Source organism: Virgibacillus sp., from assembly GCF_013393565.1.
In the GTDB taxonomy this organism is placed as follows: domain Bacteria; phylum Bacillota; class Bacilli; order Bacillales; family Amphibacillaceae; genus Virgibacillus; species Virgibacillus dokdonensis.
Genome location: NZ_JABXHF010000103.1, coordinates 1 through 10,589 on the forward strand (window position 1 = coordinate 1; position 10,589 = coordinate 10,589).

General features: G+C 37.0%; 12 protein-coding genes. 8 read left to right on the forward strand and 4 right to left on the reverse strand.

Annotation, left to right across the window (positions count from 1 at the left end):
- The 5 genes from HLX49_RS16240 to HLX49_RS16260 all read left to right on the forward strand — a co-directional run.
- On the forward strand, nt 1-537 hold a 537-nt coding region (locus tag HLX49_RS16240), incomplete at its 5' end, for a PTS system mannose/fructose/sorbose family transporter subunit IID (protein ID WP_296363194.1).
- 43 nt (nt 538-580) lie between these two features.
- Nucleotides 581-997 (forward strand): PTS sugar transporter subunit IIA, encoded by a 417-nt coding sequence (locus HLX49_RS16245; RefSeq protein ID WP_116278455.1) that lies wholly within the window; start codon nt 581-583, stop codon nt 995-997.
- Nucleotides 998-1,125: 128 nt separating this feature from the next.
- Nucleotides 1,126-2,283: an N-acetylglucosamine-6-phosphate deacetylase gene (nagA, locus tag HLX49_RS16250; protein ID WP_296363200.1), complete on the forward strand. Its 1,158-nt coding sequence runs from the start codon at nt 1,126-1,128 to the stop codon at nt 2,281-2,283.
- Between the two features lie 11 nt (nt 2,284-2,294).
- Nucleotides 2,295-3,152 (forward strand): tagatose-bisphosphate aldolase subunit GatY, encoded by an 858-nt coding sequence (gene gatY, locus HLX49_RS16255; protein ID WP_296363202.1) that lies wholly within the window; start codon nt 2,295-2,297, stop codon nt 3,150-3,152.
- Nucleotides 3,153-3,461: 309 nt separating this feature from the next.
- The gene (locus HLX49_RS16260) at nt 3,462-4,394 is read left to right on the forward strand and encodes a hexose kinase (RefSeq protein WP_296363204.1); all 933 of its coding nucleotides are present in this window, start codon (nt 3,462-3,464) and stop codon (nt 4,392-4,394) included.
- A 201-nt stretch (nt 4,395-4,595) separates the two neighbouring features.
- Here HLX49_RS16260 and HLX49_RS16265 read toward each other — a convergent pair whose 3' ends face one another.
- On the reverse strand, nt 4,596-6,080 hold the full coding sequence (locus tag HLX49_RS16265; RefSeq protein WP_296363206.1) for a BCCT family transporter: 1,485 nt from the start codon (nt 6,078-6,080) through the stop codon (nt 4,596-4,598).
- Nucleotides 6,081-6,694: 614 nt separating this feature from the next.
- Here HLX49_RS16265 and HLX49_RS16270 point away from each other — a divergent pair.
- Nucleotides 6,695-6,952 carry a hypothetical protein gene (locus tag HLX49_RS16270; protein WP_483372465.1) on the forward strand — a complete coding sequence of 86 codons (258 nt, stop codon included), beginning with the start codon at nt 6,695-6,697 and terminating at the stop codon, nt 6,950-6,952.
- 25 nt (nt 6,953-6,977) lie between these two features.
- Here HLX49_RS16270 and HLX49_RS16275 read toward each other — a convergent pair whose 3' ends face one another.
- Nucleotides 6,978-7,880, reverse strand: coding sequence for an AEC family transporter (locus HLX49_RS16275; protein ID WP_296363208.1), 903 nt, complete (start codon nt 7,878-7,880; stop codon nt 6,978-6,980).
- Between the two features lie 386 nt (nt 7,881-8,266).
- Here HLX49_RS16275 and HLX49_RS16280 point away from each other — a divergent pair, with 386 nt between their 5' ends.
- The gene (locus HLX49_RS16280; RefSeq protein ID WP_101932804.1) at nt 8,267-8,944 is read left to right on the forward strand and encodes a class I SAM-dependent methyltransferase; all 678 of its coding nucleotides are present in this window, start codon (nt 8,267-8,269) and stop codon (nt 8,942-8,944) included.
- Nucleotides 8,945-8,948: 4 nt separating this feature from the next.
- The gene (locus tag HLX49_RS16285) at nt 8,949-9,254 is read left to right on the forward strand and encodes a hypothetical protein (protein ID WP_101932803.1); all 306 of its coding nucleotides are present in this window, start codon (nt 8,949-8,951) and stop codon (nt 9,252-9,254) included.
- Nucleotides 9,255-9,633: 379 nt separating this feature from the next.
- Here the strand turns inward: HLX49_RS16285 and HLX49_RS16290 are convergent, their stop codons facing one another.
- Both HLX49_RS16290 and HLX49_RS16295 read right to left on the reverse strand, forming a co-directional pair.
- Nucleotides 9,634-10,086 carry an AraC family transcriptional regulator gene (locus HLX49_RS16290; protein WP_101932802.1) on the reverse strand — a complete coding sequence of 151 codons (453 nt, stop codon included), beginning with the start codon at nt 10,084-10,086 and terminating at the stop codon, nt 9,634-9,636.
- Nucleotides 10,087-10,278: 192 nt separating this feature from the next.
- Nucleotides 10,279-10,589 (reverse strand): NAD-binding protein (locus HLX49_RS16295; RefSeq protein WP_296363212.1); only part of this gene is annotated, 311 nt, incomplete at its 5' end.

A 10,589-nucleotide genomic window follows, 5' to 3' on the forward strand; every position in this document is an offset into this window, starting at 1 on the left:
AAGGAAGATAGAGAAGCTATTCGTGGAATTAAAGTGGCAACGATGGGACCTTTAGGTGGTATAGGGGATGCGTTATTCTATCTTACATTATTACCTATTACAGCGAGTATCGGTGCTTCTCTGGCGGTAAATGGTAATATTTTTGGCCCATTTGTGTTTCTAATCATGTTCAATATCATCCATTTTGGAGTTAGATTCGGTTTAATGAACTATGGCTACAAAACAGGAGTAAAAGCAATTGCAAAATTGAAAGAAGGAACACAGCATGTTTCACGTGCGGCCTCTATTGTCGGATTAACCGTTGTTGGAGGATTAATAGCTACGTACGTTTCATTTAAAATTGACTATACGTGGACACAAGGTGAATCTGAATTAAATGTTCAAACAGATATATTAGATCAAATCATGCCTGCTCTTTTACCTTTAGCCTATACACTACTCGTTTATTGGCTGCTTAAAAAAGGTCGTTCACCGCTTACTTTAATTGGATTAACCGTCGTTGTAGGGCTTATAGGATCTTATTTTGGAGTTATGTAGGTAAGGAAATAAATGAAAATGGAAGTCGGGAAGGGTGCATACAATGATTGGGATTATAATAACTGGACATGGTTCGTATCCTGAGGGGATGTATGAATCTATTCGTTTGATTGCAGGAGATGTAGAAGGGTTAAAAACAGTCCCTTTTCATGAAAATCAAGAACAATTGGAGCATGATTTAATAGCAGCAATGGCTGAGGTTGAATATGGAAGTGGTGTTGTTTGTTTTGCGGATTTAGCGGGAGGCACACCTTTTAACGTAAGTTCTAAAATTGCTGCATCAAAAGGTAATGTAAGGGTAATTGGCGGAACCAATTCACCAATGCTATTAAGCAGTTTATTCCAAAGGGAACAAAACCTAGATGATTTTGTACAACATGCTTTATATGAAGGACAAACAAACATTAAATCGTTTGAAATCGCGAAAAAGAAAAAAGAAGAGGATTTGGACGGCATATAAAGCTTTTACACGATACGGTTTATTGCATAAGTAAAACAACAACGTTTTTCGCACAAAGCTATATCAATAAGCCAAATTTTTCTGAAATAACCTATTCATTCGTACCCAATTTAAAGGAAGTGTAAGGAATGCAATATTATATAAAGGCAGATCAATTTTTATTAGAAGATAGGTTGGAAGGTCCAGGTTATCTTGCCATTGATCATGGACGTTTTGGCGAATGGAAGAAAAGCCTTACTACACAAGCTAATATCGTGGATTGGAGCGGTTATACCATCGCCCCTGGGTTATTTGATACACATATTCATGGTGTCAATGGCTATGACATTATGGATGGGACCAAAGAAGCTGTGCAGCAAATTTCAGAAGCTTTGTTGCCGCTTGGGGTAACGCGGTTTCTACCAACGACATTAACGTCCTCTTCCGAAAACTTGGAACAATCTATAGCAGCGATTGTGGAGGCGACGGAGGAAGGGCTGTCTGGAGCGCAGTCAGAGGGGATTTATTTAGAAGGCCCTTTTTTTACAGAAAAGCATAAAGGGGCACAAAATCCTATCTATTTTCGTGATCCTGACTTAGAACTGTTTACAAAATGGCAACAGCTTGCGGGTGGTTCTATCGTGAAAATTGCGCTAGCACCAGAACGGAAAGGATCTAAAGAATTTATTACTGCATTAACGGAAGCAAATGTAAAAGTAAGCCTTGGCCACAGCAATGCAGATTATGACTGCTGTAAAACTGCTATTGAAGCAGGGGCAAATACATTTGTTCATTTATTTAACGGGATGGCTGGATTTCATCACCGGAATCCGGGAGTAGCTGGATCAGCCTTAATGGCTAAACAAGCTTTTGTTGAATTAATTTGTGATGGGCATCATGTACATCCTGATGTCGCAGCTTTTACGTGGCGAGTGAAAGGCGATCGTACTGTTCTAATTACGGACTGCATGCGTGCAGGGCTTATGCCAGATGGAAGTTATCAGTTAGGCGAATTCCCTGTTGTAATGCGAAATGGGGTTGCACGGACAGAAACCGGTTCTTTAGCTGGAAGTACGTTAATTTTAAAGGATGCGATTAAAAACTTGAGTCAATGGTCTGATCGCACATGGGATGAAGCTTGGCATTTAGCTAGTCTAAGTCCCGCTCATAGCTTAGGTCGTGAACAGGAACTAGGAAGCATACGTCCAGGAAAATATGCCGATTTTGTCGTCATAGATGAGCAGTGCCAAATTCAAGCTACTGTCATTAGTGGCGAAATTAAATATCAAAAAAACAACGAGAAGTGAGGAGTTTTACGATGGGATATGTCCAAAACACAAAAGAAATGCTTATCAAAGCGAGAAATGAAGGGTATGCCGTACCAGCCTTTAATATTCATAATTTAGAAACGATCCAAACAGTTGTAGAAACAGCAGCAGAAATGAAGTCCCCTGTCATTTTGGCAGCGACACCTGGAACGATGAAGTACGCTGGTAGAGCATATGTACAAGCTATCGCAGAAGTAGCAGCCAAGCTCCATGATATTCCAATTGCCTTACACCTTGATCATCATGAAACATATGAATCTATTGTTGAATCTCTTGAATTAGGAACCAAATCGGTGATGATTGATGGTTCGCATCATACATTTGAAGAAAATATTGCTATTACAAAAAAAGTAGTCGAAAAAGCACATGCTTATGGAGCAACAGTAGAAGGAGAATTAGGTAAATTAGTAGGGCAGGAAGATGATCTAGTAGTTGAAGCGAAAGATGCGGCGTATACGGACCCAGATACCGTAGTGGAATTTATCGAAAGAACCGGTGTCGATTCTTTAGCAGTAGCAATTGGTACAGGGCATGGCTTGTATGAAACCGAACCGCAACTTGATTTTGAACGGCTTGAAAAAATTAACAATGTAGCGACAGTACCAATTGTTCTCCACGGGGCCTCTGGAATATCAAAAGCAGATGTACAGAAGTGTATTGCTTTAGGATGTGCGAAGGTCAATATTTCTACAGAACTTAAGATTCCGTTTTCAGAAGGACTTCGTGAGCATTTAATCGAGCATTCAAATGAAACAGATCCCAGGAAGTATATGACGCCAGCTAAAGAAAAAATGAAGGCAGCAGTAAAAGATAAAATAGAAATTTGTATGAGTGCAGGCAAAGCATAAAAGGAAGCAATAGAGGTAAGAGGACCTATGCTCTTGCCTCTAATTTCTGTAGATGGACTGGCTGGGTCTACTATGGAAACGATGATCGTAAAAATAAATCTTAAACGAAGGACAGATTTTGCAGCATTTTTTCATACGGTATAAAAGTATAATATTTTGGCTTATTGTATAAGAAAAACGATGGCGTATTTCGCTATAAGGGATCAGGTCGTTTCTCTATAAAAAAACAAAGATTTTGCCATACTGAATAGAGTTAGGCTAAGTTTTAAAGATATGCATTGGAAAAGATCCCAATGAGGAGGAATAAATTTGATTTTGACGATTACCTTAAATCCGTCCGTAGATATTCAATATCGCTTATCAGAATTTAACATAGATACAGTAAATCGCGTTACGGATGTTAGAAAAACAGCTGGTGGAAAAGGACTCAATGTAGCAAGGGTTATTCGTCAGTTTGATGAGAAGGTTAGTGCTACAGGTTTTCTTGGTGGTAGTTTAGGAGATTTTATTAACAGCGAATTAAAACGATTAAATATTGAAAATGGCTTTATGCCAGTTGTTGGAGATACGAGAAACTGTATTGCAATGATTCATAATGGAAAACAAACGGAAATATTAGAGGATGGCCCAGTTATTCAGCAAGAAGAAGCTAGTCAATTTTTACGTCAATTTCGTGAGCAAGCGAAACAAGCAAATTGGATAACCATTTCTGGTAGTCTACCAAAAGGGTTACAGGAAAATTACTATGAGCAAATGTTGGCTATCGCAAATGAAGTTGGCATTCCGGTGTTATTAGATACCAAAGGTGATTTATTAGCACGTTCGTTGCAAGGGGATACAGTCCCTTATTTGATTAAGCCAAACCAAGATGAGCTAGCTGACCTGCTTGGAGAAGGAAAGCTAGATATAGAAGATGTGAAAGTAGCTGTTCAGTCAGCATTATTTGATGGAGTTGACTGGGTTGTTATTACGATGGGAGAACAAGGAGCGGTTGTAAAACATAAAGATAAGGTATATCGCGTACATTCTCCGAAAATTAATGCTGCTAATCCAGTTGGTTCCGGTGATTCTGTCATTGCCGGCTTTGCCACCGGATTAGCTAGACAACTTTCAGGTGAAAAACTGATCAGATTCGGTTTAGCTATGGGTGTATTAAACGCAATGGAAGAGCAGACAGGATATGTTGATATAACGAAAGTTGCTTGGTGCACAGAGCAGATGAAAGTAGAGGAATGGGTTTAAATGCAATGCTGCATATAAGGTTGTGCCAACTCCCGCTTCATAAGTTGATAAAATATAAAGTGCGATTCTGAGCGGGAGGTAACAACCTGTATATTTGTTCCACTATAGGAAAGCATAAAATTTAAGGTTTATAGTATAATAAAAACGATGTCTATCGTCATAAAGACGTGACGACAAGCCAAGTTTTTCTAATTAGCTATATTATTTAAATTCACGTTTTAATGATTTTATAATGCTGTAACAAATAAACAACATCATAATGGTAAAAGGTGAAGCTACTACAATGGAGATCGTTTTTACGGCATCTAATCCACCAGCTAATAAAAATACAATAGCAGATCCAGAAGAAATAATTCCCCATGTCATTTTAATTCGATTAGATGGATTTAAATTTCCTTTATCACTTAGCATGCCAAGTACAAAAGTTGCAGAGTCAGCAGAAGTAATAAAAAATGAAAAGATAAGTATAATTGCTAATACGCTTAAAATAGGTCCTAAAGGTATTTCGTTAAAAAAAGCAAACAGAGCCGCATTTACATCAGCATTAATACTATCTGCTAAGCCAGTATTTTGAAACTCATGAATGAAGTGGATGGCACTTCCACCGAGTATCGAGAACCAGACGAAAGAAATTAAAGACGGAACGACTAACACACCAATGACGAACTCTTTAATCGTTCTCCCTTTAGAAATTCTAGCAATAAATGAACCAACAAACGGTGCCCATGTTGTCCACCATGCCCAATAAAATACCGTCCATGAGCCGATCCAATTGTTTGCTTTTTGATCAAATGGTTCCATTTTCAACCCCATTGGAACGATGTTACCAAGATAACTTCCTGTAGAGCTAATAAAAATTTCTAAAATTTGTTTTGTTGGACCGATGAGAAAAACAGAAAGCATTAAAGTAAATAATAGAATTACATTTAAGCTAGAAATATATCTGATGCCGCGATTAACGCCAGTCGATGAAGATATTAAAAAAATGATTGTTGCAAAACTAATAATCATCAGCTGCGTACTAAATGTATTTTCAATGCCCCATCGTGCTTCCATGCCACTAGCTATTTGTAATGTACTTAAACCAAACGTACTAGAAATGCCTACTGCCGTAATAAAAACCGACAGTACGTCGATTGTTTTGCCTATGTTCGTATGAATTTTGTCACCTATAATAGGATAGAAAATAGAGCTGATCGCTGAAGGTAAACCTTTTCGAAAATGGAAATAAGCTAAGCTTAATGCTACGATTCCAAAGAGGGCCCAAGGGTGCAATCCCCAATGAAAGAATGTATATTTCATTGCATTATTTGCAGATTCTATCGTTCCACCTTCCCCGTATGGTGGGAATAAATAATGTTTTACTGGTTCTGCTACCCCCCAAAATACTAGACCTACCCCCATTCCCGCACTAAAAAGCATCGAAATCCAAGCGGTAGTACTAAAATCTGGTTTATCTGTATCTTTTCCAAGTCTGATATTTCCGTATTTTGAAAAAATTAAAAAAACGCATATGAAAACAAACAGAGATCCAACAAGCAAATAAAACCAATTGAAATAAGTGACTGCAAAGTCTAAGAAGATTGCCGCTTTTTCTCCTAACCATTGATTAAATACAACACCTACAACTACAAATAAACTACTTAACGCTAACGAAATCCATAAAACAATATTACGTTTCCACAAAAAATATCACACCCTCATCTCTTCTAGAATAGAGGTTCAAATCCAATAGCATTAAAAATAAGCTAACCTTTTATACCAGATATAAGTTGCTGTAAGACTGTCGAGCTGGAACGAGTCTATGAGGGAGATAACAGCACCTCAATCCGCCTAATAATCAGTGGAAATAAAAGAAATACCCGCTGATGGAAGGCTCTCTTTATACGAATGTATGACCCAACCTCTTTAACAGTCCCCATTATAACACGATGATTTGTACGTAAAAAGGTAAATTAACTAAATTTAACAGGGAAATGAAAATACTTGCATTATCGAACCTTTTTTGGTTGCTTGGTTGAAATACACTCCTTTCCTTTCTATTCAAATAAAACCAATTGAAAAATTCCTTATTATAACTATGTAACAATAGTTCAAGTACTATTGTTACATAGTTATAATAAGGAGGAGAGAAAGGAGAAGTGAAACCATTTTAAATAAAGAAGCCAAAGCAGTTTTTATAAACCAATTAGTGGGTTATGGTGACTTTTTAAGACTTGCGATATGGTATGTTTTTCTAACAGGGGAAATTTGATATGATATAGGAAAGTAACATCTTGAAACACAGGAGGCTTATAGCATTGTTTTCAGACATAATGTGGGGAACTTTAGCAATTATACTTATCATTGCAATATATGTAACGATACAAAAAAGAAAACGAGCAGGGGTGAAAGGCATCAAAAGCGCGCTGACACCGATTTGTTTTTTCTGCATATCAATTGTAAATATCATTGCCTACTTCTTTGAATTTCTCGGTTTGGTGAGTTTTGGGATCACTGTTGCTTTGTTTATTTTAGGTGCATATTTTACTAAATATTTGAAGATACCTGCGAACTGATCTTTTAAAATAAATGTCTTGATAATTAAATGACCGCTGTTACCGTAATCGTACTGAAAATGGTGGAAAATAGAACGATTTGTGCGGCGAAATTTGGATGATTGTTATATTCTTGAGCGATAACCGAACTGTTCACAGCTGTGGGCATTGCTGAGGCAATGAACAGAGCTTGAGCGATAATGCCATCTAGTTGTAAGATACGTATAATACCAAGAGCAATGATTGGACCGAGAAGGAGGCGAATAGTTAAGCTGATATAAACTGTTGGCAAACTGGAGCTTAAACGAAGCTGAGCTACTTGAGCACCTAAAGTAAGTAGGGCCATAGCTACCATTGCATCAGCTATATAATTAGCTGGAACCCAAACGAAAGAAGGAATGGAAACATTTGCGATATTTAATAAAATTCCTGCTAGCATGGCGTATAATACGGGCATTTTAAAATAACTGAATAGTGCTCGTAGTTTACCAATATGGATAGATTGTAAGGAAAAAATGCCATAAGAAAATAGTAGAATATTTTGTAAGGTTAAGATAATGACTTGAATGGACATCGCTACAGGATCACTTTTAAACACCAAATCGTTGACAGGAACTCCATAATTACCAGAATTAAAGAAAAGAATACTATTAGAAAATGTAGTGGATTTTGATTTATCAAACCCTATAAGGCGCGCGGTAATTGTTGCTACGATATAGAGTACGGAAATTAATAATATAAAAAAGACGACTATTTGTAGTAAGAGCTGCCCTGAAAATGTTGTATCGTATAGTTTAACAAAAATAAACCCAGGAACAAGAAAGTAAATGTTTATTTTTGCCAGCGTCTGTAAATCAAGGTCAAATTTCTTTTGTAAGAAAAAACCTAATCCCATAATAATAAAAACTGGTAAAATAATCTCCTTTACTATTGTTAGAAATGCTTCCAAATTATTTCTCCTTTCACATTCTACAATGAGGCAGTCTTATTTTTTCCTCGTACAACATCATTTTATGTAAACAATTAAATCTGTCATTATGGCGATATAGAACAAGTTTAAGCCTCACCCAGACTTCAACGTAAGCAATTATTTAATTCGTATAAGCCACTGTCAACTTCATATCGCAATTATACCATGTTTTCGTCTTAGCATGATTTTTATTACACTATAGGAAAGCCTTTCTGTAATAAAGTAAAACGATGGTGTTTTTCGACATAAAGATTTAACGATAAGCGAAGTTTTCCTAAAAACTATTTTATCTAAGAACTTACTGTAAAAAAAGCCAGAGATAATGCATAATGGAAACAAGGATAAGGGGAATGAGGGGATGTAATATGGGGTTTAATTGGAATGGAGAGGTCGCAAAGCAATGGGATGAGCGTGCGGTTACTTGGAATGAACGCAGTAAAAGCATGTGGGAAACCGGAAGTAGACAGGCTGTTATCCCATTTTTACGTCGTTTTCTGAGCGCTAATCAGCATGTATTAGATATTGGCTGTGGTGATGGGTATGGTGCGTATAAGTTATATGAGCAAGGTTATCAAGTAGCTGCACTTGATATTTCTTCCGTAATGGTTCAATATGCGAAGCAGAAACTTCCAAATAGCATCCATGTAATGGAAGGGGATGTGCAAAAGCTTCCTTTTTCCACAAATACATTTGATGCAATTATGGCAATTAATGTTTTGGAGTGGACGGAAAATCCAAAGCAAGCGTTACAAGAGTTAAAGCGTGTAGTAAAAGAACGTGGACATATCTGTGTAGGAATATTAGGACCGACTGCAGGACCGCGTGCGAATAGTTATCCGCGCTTGCATGGGGAAACAGTCATTTGTAATACAATGATGCCTTGGGAATTTCAACAGCTATGTACGGAAACAGATTTGGAATATGTAGATGGGTATGGTGTACCAAAGCAAGGTGTTAGCAAGGAGATGTATAACCATTTGCCCCTTGACTTACAACAGTCGTTATCATTTTCTTGGATATTTATGTTAAGAAATGGTGGGTAAGCGTATGAACGAAAGAGAAAAAACGGTCATTGCAAATTATGAGCAAAATGAAAGAATGATGATTTTAGTTTTTGCGCAGTGGTGTGTCAATCATGATGTAGATGCTTTAGAAGTGTATAAAAAGGCATATCCTCATCAACAAGCCAATAAAGTGTTGGAAGAAATGATGGAGGAGACGGTGTCCAAAGAAGAAGCTGATTTCATCGCGACAGAAACGGTACTCCAAGCGCTTCAGTTATTTGGGAATGATGATTTAGCTTTTGCCGTTCAGCAAGAAGTAGATAACAAAAACATGAACAAAGGAAAATGATCCTTTGGAAAGGTTACTGTCTTTTCGCAAGTGTGCCATATATAGTTTTAGATGCGTGCAAACGATGAAAATATCGGAAAATGGTCAACTTTGAGCAACCTCTATGCTATATTATTAGCTTTTCTTTAAAAGTAAGTAGATAGGAAAGTATCAAATGTTAAGGTTTAAGGTTGTCTTATACGAAAAACGATGATGCTATATCCCAAAATTAAGCCAAGTGTTGCAAATAAACTTCTATACTTTTATAGTTAATACCTTTTGTGCAAATAGCGCACCTGCAAGTCGTATAATGGCTTTTTCCATGCGATCAATGGCGATTTCATACATGAAAAAAAGAAGAAGTTATCGAACGGATAACTTCTTTTGGTATGCCAGAATTTTACTTTACAGGCACACAAATGTCACAATAAGGATGGTTATACATATCGCCAGTATATCTTTCCATTATAGGTTTGTTCGTTATTTGATAACCGTTTTTGTTGAGGTCTGGGAAAATAGCTTTGTACGCTTTGGCAATATCTTTAGATGTGTGATTGATGTTATAAACAACGTATTTTCCTCCAGAAATCCAACCTTCGCGAATGGCTCTATCCTCTTGTAAAGGGTATTCCTCAGAGAGGGTGATACACACATCAAATCGGCAATTTTCAGGTGATGTTTTGACCGGATTATCCTGAGGTATAGCAAAAATAGTTGCTGATTGAAGGAGATTCTTTTCCGTAGCCCATTTTTTAAAACGCCCCATTACTTGCATATTTTCAAGACCATAAGGGCCAGTTCGTCGCATAAAAGCAATTCGCTGTTTTGGGAGTATTTCTATTTTGGATTCCATCTTTTCCCCTTCCTTTCCTTTCATTTGTTTGTACAATACAAGTGTAGCTTGCTTTAAAATGTAAAACCACTAAATTTTTAAAAAATTTAAGTGTGAAAATATAACTTTTCACTCAAAGATGCTTTCTACACTTGAAAACGACAAATATAAAGGATAACACATAAGTTTATGTATCATCCTTCTGTATGAAGATTAGTGGGGTAAAGAAAATAATTTGATTAAGGCTTGTGTGCCGCTATCTGCTTCTCCTTTTGCTTCGAGTTCCTCGTAAAGCTTTAATGATAGAGCTAATCCAGGTGTAGACAACCCTAGCTCTCCTGCTGATTCTAGTGCTATTTTCATATCTTTAATAAAATGTTTTACATAAAAGCCTGGTGTATAATCTTCTTTGATCATCCGTGGTGCAAGATTAGAAAGTGACCAGCTTCCGGCCGCGCCAGCTGTTATACTATCAAGCACTAACTCAGGGTTAAGACCTGATTTTTTTGCATAAGCAATGGCTT